At 36.1% G+C, this 14,907-nt stretch carries 14 protein-coding genes and 1 pseudogene; 6 read left to right on the top strand and 9 right to left on the bottom strand.

Going from position 1 to position 14,907, the window contains the following annotated elements; genetic code table 11:
* Both F957_RS21550 and F957_RS01115 read left to right on the top strand, forming a co-directional pair.
* Nucleotides 1-126: pseudogene (locus F957_RS21550) on the top strand (FAD-dependent oxidoreductase); the annotation flags it as partial.
* Nucleotides 127-283: 157 nt separating this feature from the next.
* Nucleotides 284-628: a hypothetical protein gene (locus F957_RS01115; RefSeq protein ID WP_016542191.1), complete on the top strand. Its 345-nt coding sequence runs from the start codon at nucleotides 284-286 to the stop codon at nucleotides 626-628.
* A gap of 53 nt (nucleotides 629-681) precedes the next feature.
* Here the strand turns inward: F957_RS01115 and F957_RS01120 are convergent, their stop codons facing one another.
* Both F957_RS01120 and F957_RS01125 read right to left on the bottom strand, forming a co-directional pair.
* Entirely contained in the window at nucleotides 682-1,293 is a 612-nt protein-coding gene (locus F957_RS01120) for a glutathione binding-like protein (RefSeq protein ID WP_016542190.1), read from the bottom strand.
* 206 nt (nucleotides 1,294-1,499) lie between these two features.
* Nucleotides 1,500-3,938: an ExeM/NucH family extracellular endonuclease gene (locus F957_RS01125; protein WP_016542189.1), complete on the bottom strand. Its 2,439-nt coding sequence runs from the start codon at nucleotides 3,936-3,938 to the stop codon at nucleotides 1,500-1,502.
* A gap of 182 nt (nucleotides 3,939-4,120) precedes the next feature.
* On the opposite strand from F957_RS01125, the gene trmB reads away from it, so the two are divergent.
* Nucleotides 4,121-4,837 carry a tRNA (guanosine(46)-N7)-methyltransferase TrmB gene (trmB, locus tag F957_RS01130; protein ID WP_004654068.1) on the top strand — a complete coding sequence of 239 codons (717 nt, stop codon included), beginning with the start codon at nucleotides 4,121-4,123 and terminating at the stop codon, nucleotides 4,835-4,837.
* Nucleotides 4,838-5,156: 319 nt separating this feature from the next.
* Here the strand turns inward: trmB and F957_RS21995 are convergent, their stop codons facing one another.
* Nucleotides 5,157-5,354: a hypothetical protein gene (locus tag F957_RS21995; protein ID WP_016660685.1), complete on the bottom strand. Its 198-nt coding sequence runs from the start codon at nucleotides 5,352-5,354 to the stop codon at nucleotides 5,157-5,159.
* Between the two features lie 213 nt (nucleotides 5,355-5,567).
* Complete coding sequence (locus F957_RS01140; protein ID WP_016660684.1) at nucleotides 5,568-6,254, bottom strand: Crp/Fnr family transcriptional regulator; 687 nt, start codon at nucleotides 6,252-6,254, stop codon at nucleotides 5,568-5,570.
* A gap of 297 nt (nucleotides 6,255-6,551) precedes the next feature.
* Here F957_RS01140 and add point away from each other — a divergent pair, with 297 nt between their 5' ends.
* Together add and F957_RS01150 are read left to right on the top strand one after the other, a co-directional pair.
* On the top strand, nucleotides 6,552-7,541 hold the full coding sequence (gene add / locus F957_RS01145) for an adenosine deaminase (RefSeq protein WP_016542187.1): 990 nt from the start codon (nucleotides 6,552-6,554) through the stop codon (nucleotides 7,539-7,541).
* An 83-nt stretch (nucleotides 7,542-7,624) separates the two neighbouring features.
* On the top strand, nucleotides 7,625-8,197 hold the full coding sequence (locus tag F957_RS01150) for an HD domain-containing protein (RefSeq protein ID WP_016542186.1): 573 nt from the start codon (nucleotides 7,625-7,627) through the stop codon (nucleotides 8,195-8,197).
* Nucleotides 8,198-8,841: 644 nt separating this feature from the next.
* On the opposite strand, the gene F957_RS01155 is transcribed toward F957_RS01150, so the two are convergent.
* Nucleotides 8,842-9,549, bottom strand: coding sequence for a hypothetical protein (locus F957_RS01155; protein ID WP_016542185.1), 708 nt, complete (start codon nucleotides 9,547-9,549; stop codon nucleotides 8,842-8,844).
* Between the two features lie 213 nt (nucleotides 9,550-9,762).
* A complete protein-coding gene (locus tag F957_RS01160; RefSeq protein WP_016542184.1) occupies nucleotides 9,763-10,410 on the bottom strand; it encodes a hypothetical protein in 648 nt (215 codons plus the stop codon).
* Nucleotides 10,411-11,030: 620 nt separating this feature from the next.
* Between F957_RS01160 and F957_RS01165 the strand changes: the two genes are divergently transcribed.
* The gene (locus F957_RS01165; protein ID WP_016660683.1) at nucleotides 11,031-11,561 is read left to right on the top strand and encodes a hypothetical protein; all 531 of its coding nucleotides are present in this window, start codon (nucleotides 11,031-11,033) and stop codon (nucleotides 11,559-11,561) included.
* Here F957_RS01165 and F957_RS01170 read toward each other — a convergent pair.
* The 3 genes from F957_RS01170 to F957_RS01180 form a co-directional block, all read right to left on the bottom strand.
* Nucleotides 11,558-12,340: a tetratricopeptide repeat protein gene (locus F957_RS01170; RefSeq protein ID WP_016542183.1), complete on the bottom strand. Its 783-nt coding sequence runs from the start codon at nucleotides 12,338-12,340 to the stop codon at nucleotides 11,558-11,560. The two genes, F957_RS01165 and F957_RS01170, sit on opposite strands and share 4 nt — an antisense overlap.
* A 15-nt stretch (nucleotides 12,341-12,355) precedes the next feature.
* The gene (locus F957_RS01175; RefSeq protein ID WP_016542182.1) at nucleotides 12,356-13,105 is read right to left on the bottom strand and encodes a hypothetical protein; all 750 of its coding nucleotides are present in this window, start codon (nucleotides 13,103-13,105) and stop codon (nucleotides 12,356-12,358) included.
* 2 nt (nucleotides 13,106-13,107) lie between these two features.
* Nucleotides 13,108-14,907, bottom strand: a 1,800-nt coding sequence (locus F957_RS01180; protein ID WP_016660682.1) for a DUF2345 domain-containing protein, incomplete at its 5' end; no start/stop codon positions are given.

Below are 14,907 nucleotides of genomic sequence, written 5' to 3'. Positions count from 1 at the left end.
GTCAAAGGTGTCTTTGCCGCAGGTGACTGTACTACAGTGCCATATAAGCAAATCATCATTGCCACAGGTGAAGGCGCGAAAGCATCACTATCTGCTTTTGATTATATGATCCGTTCTGGCGTTTAAACTCATCCGCCAACATGTGCACGCACTTACATTTTCCGATGTAAGTGCGTGTTTTTACAAGTTATCAACAAATATTCAACTTTATTATTCATCAAGTTTATGTTTATATTTTCGGTATCCATTCCTATTGGATGCCACAAAGAAAAGGAAATAGACAATGAATAAATTACTTGTTGCTTTAGGTCTTGCTGCTACTGTTGCGCTTGTAGGCTGTAATAAAGATAAAGCACCTGAAACTGGTGCAACTACAGGTGAGCATTTAGAACATGCCGCTAGCCAAGTTGGTGCTGATGTTCAAAATGCTGCTGATTCTGCTGCTAACAATGTTGCAACTGCTGTAGATACAGCGGGTGATCAAATTGATGCTGCTGCTGATCACACTGCGACTGCAACTGCTGAAGCTGCTGCAAAAACTGAAGCTGCTGCACGTGATGCAACTGCTAAAGTTGCTGGTGCTGTAGAGTCAACTGCTGCTGATGTGAAAGAAAAAGCTCAACAATAATTGAGTTGAAATAAAAAAGCCTCTATCAACAGAGGCTTTTTTATTGATCTGAATTAACTTAACAAACCTTCATCACGCATCGCAATTTGTACCGACTGACGTTCAGCCACTTTGTTACGCAATGCGATAATGTTGATATAAGGGGTTAAATCATGTTCGATATGGTTGGACCAATTGGTGAGAACAAATAAATACGCATCCGCAGGACCAAAGTTGTCATCAACTAAATAATCACAATCTGATTCAGCTAAATAGTTGTCGATATATTTAAGCAAACGATCAACTTCTGCATAAGCTTTGGCTTTCTCATCATCAGTGAGCTTACCACCAAAGAACACTGAATAAGCGTCATGCAGTTCTGAGTTCAAATAGCCTAACCATTCAAGGACTTTAGCACGCCCCATCCCCGATGGTGGGATTAAATCCTGTTTTGGGTCATGCTGCGCCAAAAACGGTAAAATCGCTACATTCTCAGTTAAAATTAAACCTGGATTAATTTCCAATGCAGGGACATAGCCCTTTGGATTAATCTCGTAATAATCTGCACCTTTTGAAGTTTTATGTGTTTTTAGATCAACTCGTTCTAAATCAAAATCAACGTTTATTTCATTTAAAATAATATGGGCAGCCAATGAGCAAGCACCAGGGGAATAATACAACTTCATAATTGATCCTTGTTATCTAACAACTTATGCTCTAGGACGTTCCTACGAAACTCGAGAACAGAAATAACTAAAATTTATAATCGCTTTCATGCTAAGAACATCTACACCACTACTATTAATGAATTTTTTTCTACCTTGCAAGTTATATTCCGTGACGATTGATTAATTTATGAAAAAACAAACTAAACAATGTCACGGAAATCGGGTTATGCTCGACCAAAAAACTTGCCTAACCACTCAAATAATGAGTTTAAAAATTCAACGATAATATTTTTCGGATTGTTTGGTTCAAGTTGCGAGTCCGAGCTTTTCATATCCAAATCTACAATCACAGGATCATGGTCCGAAGAACGATAAGCATCTGCCGAGAAGAACAAGGCCTTTTGCTCATCGGTTTTATATTCCTCGTTATAGTCCAATACTGTTGGCTCATCGGCATTGATATGCCATGCAAAGGTCTTGATTACACGTTTATACAGATTGGCATCGGCAATGGCATGATCAAGATTACCAGCACCGCCATAACCATCGGCGTCACTCGCAACACCAAAGACATAACTATACGCCTTATTGCCCTCACCCACTTTGCTGTCATTCAGCAAAACTTTGTAGTTGGCTCTCTCAAAGGTCAGGATCGGATCTTCTTTGGCATAACTGTTCATATCCCCCAAAAGCAAGATATTCGGATTTTTTACTTGAGTCGGATTCTTGGCAATCCATTGGGTGAGTTGCTCAACCGCTTTCACTCGGGTTGGGTTCCAACAGCCCTGTCCATCACGTTGATCCGCATCGAGAGAACTTTCATCGACACCTCGACAGCTCTTCGACTTAAGATGATTTGGAATCACGGTGAAGATTTGTCCGCCTTGTACAGGCTTGAAGGATTGTGCAATGGTTGAACGGCTCTTATCGCCTAGGTCCAATACCGCAGGTTTATTCACTGGCTGTACACGTTTGCTGTTATAAATAATCGCAACTGCGATTACATCGGTACCGAGCTGGTTCAAGCCTTCTGGAATCACGTATTTCCAGTCTGTCCCTAAAGCTTTGGTGAGGTTGGCAACTGCGCTATCACTGCCATAACCATTATTGGCTATCTCCATCAGTCCATAAACATCTGCATCAATTGATTTTAATGCATTGACGATTTTGGCATGTTGTTTATCAAATTCAGCCTGACTATTGGCACCACGTTCAGTTGGGAAGCCGTTCTTACCATTGTCATAGTTCAAGACGTTAAAAGCCGCAGCGCGAATATGCTTGCTTTGTTTAGCCGTAATGGTTGGGCGCGGATTAGTGGTGGTCACGACTTCTGGCAAGTTCGCCCCTGCAATGGGCTGTACACGCCACGCATTAAAACGATATTCTAGAATCCCTTGTGCATTCTTTAACTGATAACCAGAACGTAATGTATTTAAAGCACTAAAGTTTTGTGGCAACCACGGTGCGCGGTTTTGATTATTATAACCATCATCAAAAATAATTTTTGAAAGTAGATTCTGCTGTGCTAAAGCCTTGGCTTCATTTGAAAGTGCAGGATAAAGATTGGTTGGAATAAATAAGCGACCAAGACTCAGAGAAAGTTCACCATAACGACCGAAATTATAGTTTTCGCTTACCGTTAAAGTTTGCGGTAATTTCACCAGCATGCCCTGATAACGTTTCGGTGAGTTCCCCGCTGTATCGGTCAAACTGCTAAAGGGTAAGTTTAAATCCAATGGTTGAATCAACGATGCCATGTTCTGGTTACAGGTTTTAATATCCTGTTGTAACTGATCCAGTTGAAGTTGGTTTTGATAACTGGTTAAACGACCACGCAGAATCACTTCATCACCCACTTGCCCACCTTTGACAGCACTGCTTGCAGGGATATAAACAAAGATGGCATTGCTGACATTTGGCGTTGCTTTGCTGTCAGGGGTTTGTACATAAAAACCTGAGAAACCATTGCTATAACGGTAATCCGCTGTAATCACACCACGAATGGTGTAGTTTTGATTTTGAGTCGATTGCGCAAGACTGGCAATCGGCGTATCGCTACTGCTACAGCTGACTGCATCTACAGGTGGAGTGGTGGTTGAACCAGTTAAATTCGAAAAGTCATTACGATCTGTCCATGCCTGCCAAGACTGGTCAAGGTCAAATGGGCTGGTCGGATCAACACTCACCACAGGATTGTCCGTTTGAATGCGCTTAAAGCTATTCGCAGTACTGAATACCGTTGTGCCCCAACCTGCCGTTGGACGCTCACCAATACGACCAAAACGATCTACAGGCGTACCGCGATACAGCAATACAATGGCATCGTCACCATTAAAAGATAATCCCGCAACTTGATTAACCTTATCGCCCAATTGCGCCTGTAGTTCTGAACGACCAATCAGGAATTTTTGTTTACTGGCTAGAGTTCCCTGTAATGGGAAGGCAACTGTTTTAACTGTGCCACCATTATTAAACTGCTGGATTTCATAATCAGCTAAATTCACCGTTGTGGCATCGGGGTTATAGATTTCCAGTCCTTTTTTATTGCTGCTGCCATCGACATATTGACTAAACATCAATTGTGCATGTGCAGCAGAAAAGATTGAAGATGCACCTAACAGACCTAAACAAATGGCGATTGAATGGTATTTAAAATTGTTCATGGTTTTTTACTTAGTGTTAAAATTGTAATTAGGCTATGCAATTTCTGTGACAGCTACATGAAGTTTTTTTGACAAATTTTAAGCAATTTTAGAAATGACTGGCTAAATAAAATCACTTAAAGTTTGACTTGACCACCTGAACACTTAAAATACGGCATTTCTATATTTATATCTCCAGAATCATGTCAAACGATCAGTTAGAAACGCAAATTACGGAACTCGACAATTTGCCTGAGCACCGTGAAATTGTGACGTTTATGCGTCGTTCAGCTCCGCTCAATACTTCACAACGTACTGCTTTAGAAGATTATCGTGATTTAATTTTGGAATACCCTGTTGGTGATTTACGTCAACACTTTGAACATCCTGAACGTCCATTAACTGTTGAAATCGGTTTTGGTATGGGTCGCTCTTTGGTATTAATGGCAAAAGCCAATCCTGAACGTAACTTTGTCGGAATCGAAGTGCATGTGCCTGGTATCGCACAGTGTGTCTATGAAGCGGGTATGGCAGGTTTAAAGAACTTGTTTGTACTAGATGCCGATGCAATCCAAGTATTACGTGAAATGCCAGATAACAGTATTAACTGTGTACAGCTTTATTTCCCAGATCCGTGGCAGAAGAAGCGTCACTTTAAACGCCGCTTTGTGATTCATGAGCGTATGCAACTAGTTGAGCAAAAGCTTGAGTTGGGTGGTACTTTCCACTCAGCAACTGACTGGGAACCGTATGCAGAGTGGATGCTTGATATCCTAGATAATCGTCCTGATATGGAAAACTTGGCAGGTAAAGGCAATAGTTACCCTCGTCCAGAATGGCGTCCAGTGACTAAATTTGAGCGTCGTGGTCTGGAATCTGGTCATAAGATTAATGACTTTATCTTTAAGAAAATAAAGTAAAGAATCTTTATTGTCTTAGCAAACCCTCTTTTAACAACAAACTATAGCATTAAATATCATATATTTAGTGCTATTTTATCATTCAGTCGTATTCAAAATATTGTTAGCAGCGCGATACATCTTTCTCAAAAACCGATCAAGAAAAAAATATCTTGAATTAGCCTCAAAGAATAAAACAGATTAAGGACATACTCCATTTGGAATAAGTCCTATCATTGCCCTTCTAATCTCCCATAACCCAAGGACAGGGAGAATAAAAATAGCGAGAGCTAATAATATATAGGCTTATATCACCTTAATTTTAAAACAAATATAAGCATCAGGACACTAATAGTTGCCCTATTTCTAGGCTAGAATAACCTCGTTCTTTAAATATTAAAACGATCGCTTTTTTATAAGCTTCCGAGTGAGATGTTTTATATTTTGTGATCAGCTGAATTTCAGTATTCAGTTCCAGATCACTTTTTAAAGTCAATACTTCCGTAGAGATTGAGTCAAAAATCTTTAGCTTAAACATACAGGTGCTCTTTCGTTACGTTATAGCGGCCCGACTACAACAAACACCTGCCTAAGTTCAAAACTAGACACCCTTTTGATAAGGATTACAAATTTAAGAAATGTCTGCAATATACTCCTTAAATAAAGTGTAAATATTATTCAAGAAAACTGATCAATTCTGAAAATTAAAAATAGATCGTAATCGCTATCCAACAACACCTTCTCTTGTAGGTTAGAAAAAATCTGTCTTCTTGATTTCAAGCAGGTAATCACTATCCAGCACTTTCACTGTTTTATTTTTGAACTGAATAATGTTTAACTCCGCTAAATCTTTAAGAACACGATTGAGCTGTCGAGTTGAAATCCCAAGCATAGCGGCAATAGAATCACGTTTTTCTAAATGAATTACGGTTCCTTCAGCTTCAGCTCTAATTGCCAAGTACTTCCGCACTTTCACAAATGCAGGAAGTGATACGTTCGTCAGCAATTGAGTCGAAGCATATAGTTTTTTACTCAGGTGAGTACAAATAAAACGTAGAAAATTAGGGTCATTAAAACCATATTGCTGAATCTTACCCAAAGGTATTTCAAGAATATCTGCCTTTGAAATTGCCCTAACAGTACTCACCGTATACAGATCGATATCTAAAAAAAGCTCTAAGTCACCAATCACCGAGAATGCCTTTTCGATAGAAAATACAGCATAACTTCCATCTTGATGAAAATGTTCTACTTGCAACTTTCCATCCACCAGTAAGAAGAGATTATTTAATGAACTCCCTTGTGCAACAAGGTATTCACCCTCTTCTATTTGCTTTAATCGTAGATTTTCTAACAATGCCGGAGAGAAATAGTTACACAATGAAAATGTATCCACATAGTTCTGCATTAATTCATTTTTACTCATATTCTTCATCATTTACGACTCTTCTCTAGCCTGCGCATCTATCAGACATACACAGTTTCGCTCTATGTTTTAAGTTGACCTTAGGCATCCATGTGATAGAGCTAAATTATATTCTTCGGTCAGCACACTTTATCGAATATCAAAAAAGGGACATATGTCCTTTTTCTAATTTAAATTGAAACATAAGCTGTAGCACACCTCAAGAATAACGGTATTGTCATATCACAGTGAGACATGTATTGATTGATACTGATACAGCATCTGATGAAGCAATATTGAGCCAGTCACTCTTTGTAAATTGAGAGAAGTATGAATTTATTTGATTCTAAAAAATTAGCCAAGGTTGAGCTGCATGTTCATTTAGACACCTCCCTGAGCTATTATTGTGCGAGGCAAATTCTGCCAGATTTAAGACTAAAAACGTTTAATGACACTTTTATTGCCCCGAACAAATGTAAAGATCTAGGGGATTTTTTAAGTAAAATAGCGCCTACTCTGGATATTCTACAGACAAAATCAGCCATTGCGCTTGCAGTCGATGATCTATTTGATCAACTGAAGGCAGACAATGTTATTTATGCAGAACTTCGCTTTGCTCCCCTATTACATACACGACTAGGACTAACAGTAGAAGAAGTGACTAAAACAGTCCTAAAAGCAATGCAGCAAGCATCGGCATTATACAATATCAAAGCTGGACTACTTTTATGCACGCTCAGGCACTTTAGTTTTGAAGATAGTATGAAGACTGCAAAATTAGTGACTAACTTTATGAATGATGGCGTTGTTGGACTTGACCTAGCGGCTGACGAAGCACGGTATTCATTAGACAATCACATCGCAGCTTTTGAACATGTTAGAGGTATGGGCGGCAATGTCATAGCGCATGCAGGAGAAGCCAAAGGAGCTGATAGTGTTACCGAAGTGCTAGATAAATTAAGCGTAACTCGTATAGGCCATGGCGTACGTAGTATAGAAAATGATGCTGTCGTTGCAAGATTAAAGCAGCAAAATATATTACTTGAAGTATGCCCAAGCAGTAATATCGTATGTGATGTTTTTGAAAACATTGAAAAACATTCAGTCGATAAGCTTAAGCAAGCTGGCGTAAAGCTCAATATTAATACGGATGCTCGAACGGTGGCGAATACAACTTTAAATCAAGAATATCAATTATTACATGATCGGTTTGGTTGGCAGGATGAAGACTTCATACAAACCAATATTGATGCTTTAAATGCAAGTTTTATCTCAGCAGAAAGCAGAGAAAAATTGCTGCAATTAGTTCAAATATATTAAACCAGACCTTACAACTATTTTTAATACCTCTATAACCTTGTGAACGTAGAGTTCTATCATTTTGAAAATAACAGGAAAGCTGAATGAATACCGACATGATTAAAGGTCGTTTACTCTTTTTAAAAGAAGCTGAAAATCTAAAAAATATCATGCGTTCATCCCACACGTCTAATGGCCGAAATGAGAGTACTGCTGAGCATACGTGGAGACTTGCCTTATTAGCACTGGTATTTGAAGATGAATTGACATACCTCGACTTTTCAAGAGTCTTAAAGATGTGTCTTGTTCATGATTTGGGCGAGACAATTCATGGTGATATTCCTGCGATCGAAAAGCAAAATCATCCTGATAAAAATGCCCAAGAACGTAATGATCTCTTATTCCTTACCCAGTCATTAGATGATCCGCTAAGAAGCTCGCTACTTGGACTGTGGGAAGAATATGAGGCTGGTCAAACGCAAGAAGCAATTGCTGTAAAAGCATTAGATAAGTTAGAAACGATTTTACAGCATAACCAAGGCATTAATCCTGATGATTTTGATTATGAGTTTAACCTTACTTATGGTGAGAAATATACGAACAAACATCCTTTGTTTAAAAGTATCCGTGCACTCTTAGATACGGAAACAATGCAAAAAATAAATACTGGCTATTAATAGACAACATTTATTTGACTAAATTCTCTATAAAACTTACTACCGTAAATTCCCTTATAGATACAACAATTAAAGCACTGAATATTAAGCTTAAATTTCAAACATTTTCAGTATAATAATTAAGGATTTTTACACCCAATTAAATATTGATTAAAAGTTAAAATATGATTTATTTTTTATTTCCCACATACTCAACTAATCCACTTAAATTTTGGTTAGCATGACTTCTAATATAACAATTAAATGCAATGTTATATTGAGCTTCAACATACTCATTGTCTACTGCAACTTGCAACAAATGAGTGCTTGAATTGATTCTTTAAAACGCCCTTCCTTACTCACAACAAAGCTCTACTTGGTTTTATGACTCAATATCACTTACAGTTTGGCATCTTTTAATAACTATCAAAAAGTTCCGCTGAGATCTGTTTGAACTCCATCACAAGCTTATAATCGAGCTGCTACAACCATCTGGACTCTATAAAGCCTGATTGCACATAAAAAATCTAAAATAATTTCACTCTCTCCTATTTTGGATTTAAATCCATGTAATATTTCAACCTAACATTGTAAACTACAGAAGGGCTCCCCCTCATTGCCATTTCGATAAAACAGTCTTAATTTCAGCATAGCTTTTGAGGAACTTAGTTGTGTAGGTTTCTCATACTTTCATCATCTTCATATTGTTTTAAGAAATAATATGGAAAAATCACATGTAACCTCATATTGATTATTATAAAGCAAGAAATGAATAAAAAAACACCTGGCAAAATAGAAGACTCATAAGCAGGGGAAATTTTTAAAAAACCATTCATCGTAAAGACAAATGCAATCTGCGAAATAACAATTGCAGCAATAACTGACAAATTGCTAGTTTTATACTTATGTTTACTAATTAAAAAAAAGAAATCATATAGTTCGATGTCATCTTTTGAAAAAAAAGCCTCATCTAAAAGACTCCAATACGTATTAGAGCGCAACTCGATCCTATTATAAAACCAAATAAAAACAAACAAAACAAAATAAATAAAAATATAACCAAAAAAATAAAAATCACCCAAATCTAAAGCAACCAACAAGGAGAGAAGAAAAAAGCAAAAGGAACTCAGATAGCAACTTAAATAACGATGACGAGCATAATCCAAGATGCTAGACTTACTTTTGACTCTTATATAAACACAAAATGAAAAATAAAAAATAAAAGCTAATGTTAGTAGAAAATTAATTAAATCCGAATTCGCAGAAATTGATGAAAAAAATATTAAAAAAGTTAGAAACCCTAACACCAAATTCATAATAAAATGATTTTTGACAAAATATTTACAATCAAAATCAGACAATTTCAAAGACATTTAAAATCCTTAACTACAAACCTAAATAATAATTCCCAACTTAATTTAATCAACTAATTTCCCTGGTTAATCATATCACACAAATATCCCCCAGCAGAACTCTGCAAGTTATTGAAAGAAATAAGATATTATTTTTTACTGAAAAAAACTAAAACCCAACAACCTATTACTTAAAGCTCTTCTAAAACCCTTATCACGCTAAGTTCAAAAAGGTTAATTCGAAAGTAATCTTTTAAAAAAAATTAGCCTTTTAAAGGTATACTCCCATAGTATTAAAAACAAAAGAACCAAGGCATACACAACAAAACCAACCTTCCACCCCATTGTGATATTATCCACATCAAAATAACTTTTAAATTTAAAAATAAAGAAGTATGGCCCAACTACGAACATATATAAAACATAAACCATAGTAAATATTTCAAGCCCCACACCCCAAACCTTACCATATTTAAGTTCAAATTCACTTGAAAAATCATCATAATTATTATCAACAATCACCAAATTATCTTTCGAAAATTCTATTAAAATTCCCTCTAACTTAATTCTGAAAATAATATAATCCAAAATAATATATATAAAAATTGGAAAAAGAACAAATATGGCATGACCCTTCAAAGACAAAACCAGGGTAAAGGCAGAAAAAGCAAATAAAAGAAAAGCATTTAATGTGATATACATAAAGTATTTTTGACCACTCACACCTAACGCAGCTCTTCCTTGTAAAGTAAAAAGCACACCAAAAAATAAAAATATAAATAAACAAAAAATAAAATTTGAAAAAATATAAATAAAACTCAGGGAAATAACAAATATTAATAAAGCAAGAAAAGATTTATGAATCAGTTCATATTTTTTCATTTTATTTCCAATTCCATATGCAGCTAAAAACAATAGATTTAAGTTTCTGCACAATCATTAAAACCATCCTAACTGATCAAAAATTGTGATTAAAAATGTAGTTTCCAAAACCTTCTCTATAATTTTATTTGACTCCCCACTCAACATTACTAACAACCTATACTCCCTTCTTCAAAAATAATATTAGTCAATCAAAAAATTATAATTACAATTATAAGCATCCGTCTGTTGAGAATCCAACAAGAGCTAGGTCTGAAACTAAAAAGGTATTGTGCAGTTCCTCTTCAACAAATACGTATGATAGACTCAATATTGTAAGAGCCCCCCCAGAATCAAATGAAGAGAATAAAATGACTTATCGTTTGTATAGAGTACGCTGTGTCACCAATATTCAACAGTCTGTCAAGTAGCTTCAGGTCGTATATGAACCATCCGAATTGTGTTCATAGTTTGCCACAATAAATAATTCCGCATCAGACATTGATTAACCCCCTAAAATTCTTAAGAAATTCATAAGTAATAAATTCAGGATGTTCCTTTCGAGACCTAACTAACACAATAAAACAATAAGTTGAAAAAAAATTGATAAAATCATGCATTTACATTGCCTACTTTTTTAAATGAAAAAAACAGTATTATATACAATAATTACTTTATTTTTACTCCTCTCAGCTAGCTTACTATTTCTCTGTATTAAAAAAACATTATTTAGTTTCACACATAAAAACTGGGTGATGCTAGACAAATTTGAAATTATAGAATCAGAAGTTTACTGTTCACACAAACCATTTTATAGAGGTATTAATAGAGCAGCATACCGCTCTATAAAATATAAATACACTATAGATAAAAAAAACTACTATATTAATGAGGATAAAATTTTCAACTATTATAGAACAAGTTTTTTTGAGTCGTGTGAAAATTTAAAAATTAAAAACACACAACTATGGAATAACCACAAAAAAAACGGGGATATAAAAGTTTATATATCCAAAGAAAACAATATAGGGGAAATACATATTAATGAAAACCAAATTAGTTTAAAAACATCTTGGTTATCATTAATAGTTCTAGAACTACAGGGAATCATTGCAACCATTTCTGCACTTATTTTGTGCACATTTTTATACTTATTTATAAAAAAAAATTAATCATCCAATTGCATTAATGCTGCTCCAGCTTCTTCAACACCATTATCATCAGCTTTTTTGAACCAATACTTAGCTTTTTCTATATCATTAAAGTTATGTTGATATATATAAGCTAAATTAAATTGCGCTTGAGGAAAATTTTGTTCTGCTGCTTTAGTATATAATTCCAATGCTTTTTTCTCATCTTTAGGTAATCCATCACCATTAAAATAAGCATTAGCTAAATTGAATTGTGCTTGAGGAAAGTTTTGTTCTGCTGCTTTAGCGTATAGCTCTAATGCTTTAGCCTCATCCTTAGGTAATCCATCACCATTTAAATAAGCATTAGCTAAATTAAATTGTGCTTGAGGAAAGTTTTTTTCTGCTGCTTTAGAATATAGCTCTAATGCTTTTGATTTACTTACTGGCACAAAATTTCCATGAGCATACATTAACCCTAAGTTGTATTCAGCTTCAGGAAAGTTTTGTTTCGCCGATTTATCAAACCAAAAAAAAGCTTTTTCGTAGTCTTGTTTTGTACCTAACCCCTCAAAATACATACTAGCCAAATCATTTTGAGCTTCAGCTAAGCCCATATTAGCGGCTTGTTCAATCAATTGAAAAGCTTTTTGATAATCTTGCGACACTCCTTTACCTAAATAATATTTTTCACCATTTTGGTAAATTTTTTCTGCATTTTGTGAAACTGTTACAGATTCAACTGTAGGTTTAGAACATGCTAAAAGAACTAAAGGATTAAAACCTAATAAAACAAAAACTGTTAAAAACTTTAATTTCATATAAAAACCTTGTAATTAATCTGCACCAATTACATGCCATTCTAGCATAGGATCTTTTTTAGTTTCTATTGCCTTCCTTTTTTCCTCAGCAGCTTTATCTTGCTCATCCATTATATCAATCGCTTTAATAATACCTTTAGCTACTTCTACAGCAGGACCAGTTTCTCCAACGGCTGTACCTACTTTGTCACCTACATACTTTCCACCATAGTTAAATGCTATATAACAAGCTGTACCTGCTATAGCGACTCTCTTCGGATCTAATTTTTTCACTGCAAACTTTGTACATTTCCCCGCAGCAGCCAAACCCGCAGTTTCTCCACTTTTTGATAAAATCATTGTCGAAGATTTTGATGCGAGAGCTTTCGCATCTTTTTGCTTTATTGCCACAACAATCTCTGCAGCATCCCCAACATTTCCTAAAATTCCACCAACTTTATCAACTTTACCAGCCACTTTTCCAATATTTGTAACTTTAGTGTGCTTATTTCCCTGAAATACTCTATTTGTTTCTGGATTATGAGAATACATTTTAATTTTTTTTAAGTTTTCTAGACTAAATCCTGGGGAATTTTTAGAGTGTAAGACGCCCCATGCAAAGTTATTCTTTTCTACTACTTTCGTACCTGTTGTCAAATAACCCAACCAATCAGAAGCTGTTTGACTTGCACTAGCTGCATCTTTTACATCTTCAGCCGAAATTACAAGTACAGATCTACCATTCTGGTTCTTCATCTGCTGATCTTTTTTAGACTCATCCACCATTTTTAATTCTCTCCGTCATTGAATGATGTTTCTCCTGAATAATTACTTCGTCTATAAGCTCCCTTTTCCTCAGAATCTTGAAACAAATCTATATCTTTTAAAATTTTAGGGCTAATCAGTGTAATTTCTCTTACATAATTATTCTCAATTCTAATAATAGGCTTAAACTCATTATCAATAATACTTTTTACTGAAAGTAAAGGAAAATTAACATTAGGACACTTAAAGACAGCCTCACCATTTTTATCAGTTGTGCCTGTTAAAATAATCTTATTATTTTCATCACTCAACTGAAATATTAAATTAGGAATAGCTGCACCTAAAAAGTCTAAAAATTGAATAAAAGTATTCTCATCTTTGCTTCCTCCAAAATTTTCAATATAGTAATGCCACTCATCTCCTCCAATTAAGATTTTAACTTTTTCTTTTTCATGCGATCTTATTCGATCAGTTCTACCATATTGATCAAGCGTCCCCTTTTTAACTTTCCCATTATTATGCAATATTGAATATTCAATATTTTTTAATTCCGACGGCTTAAAGAGATTAAAAACATCCAATTTATTACTATAAGCATATTGAATGTTTGGCAATTCAGGTAAAATATAATTTGACTTCGCACCGCCCATAAACAAATGCTGCCCTGCCTTCACCTCAAACTTGCCACTGGTCACAGGGAAAATCCCTGAGCCATTCAGCTTAATCTGAGAACCACCCGCAGTAATCACAATCTCTTTGGGGCTGGTGATTTCAATACGGTCTTCAGTCGAAGTAATTTGTATGCCTTGCCTGGCAAGTAAATCTAGTCCATCCCCTTGGGCCTGAACTTCAAACTTGCCTTTGGCTGCGACTTGTTTAATGCCATTTTGTGCGGCAAACAGACTGGCTTTACCACTCACATGTGCCACCAGATTTTTTTGGGTGCTTAGATTAATACTATCACCCGCAAACTGGTTAATCTGTCCATCCGCAGAGAGATGAATATCTTCATTGCTACTTAAACCAATACCCGCAGGTGAGCTAAGCAACAACATCGCCTTATTAAACTTGGCAATATCAGATTCAATTTCTTCCGCAAATTCTTTGAGTTGATCCAGCGATTCTATTTCATCAGTCTGCTGATTCTTGGCTACTTCACTTAAGGCTTTGGCATTATTTTGATTGCCCTCAAGCTGCTGTTTAGCAACTTGTGCGTCCAGATGTTCACCTTGGGCTTGATCCTGTTTATAGGTGGAAAGGAGTAGACCTTCACCTGCACGTACTGCACCCCATTGGTCGGTACGTAGCTCAAAACCTTCACCTCGGTCTTCACTTTCAGCCTTGTCTTTAGGATGACTGAGTTTACCCAGATTCAGTTGGCTGGCGGCATGACTGCTTTGTAGTTGAGCACTGATCTGTCCTGTGGTGTCATCAAAACGCAGTTGGTTAAAGCCTTCGCCCTGATATTCTTTCGATTTGATCCCTGCCAGTTTCTTGGTGTCTGGCAGCTTACCTACATGATCAAACTTGGTCGGGCTACGATGTCCTTCATGAATTCTTCCCACCACAAATGGACGGTCAATATTGCCATCAAAGAAGTCAATCACCACGATTTCTCCAATACGTGGTAATAAACGTGCACCATAGCCTTCACCTGCCCAAGGCGTCAGTACATCAACCCAAGCAGAGTCCGTGTCATTGTCATTGGCACCCGCACCACCATCGTGGCTATGGTCGTCATTCCGAGTGAAGAGAAAACGGACTTTAATCCGCCCCCATTCATCCACATGAATTTCTTCGCCGCTTGGCCCAACCACTTTGGC

This window comes from Acinetobacter gyllenbergii CIP 110306 = MTCC 11365, assembly GCF_000413855.1.
Taxonomy (GTDB): Bacteria; Pseudomonadota; Gammaproteobacteria; order Pseudomonadales; family Moraxellaceae; genus Acinetobacter; species Acinetobacter gyllenbergii.
This window is presented reverse-complemented; position numbering and strand designations above follow the sequence as displayed.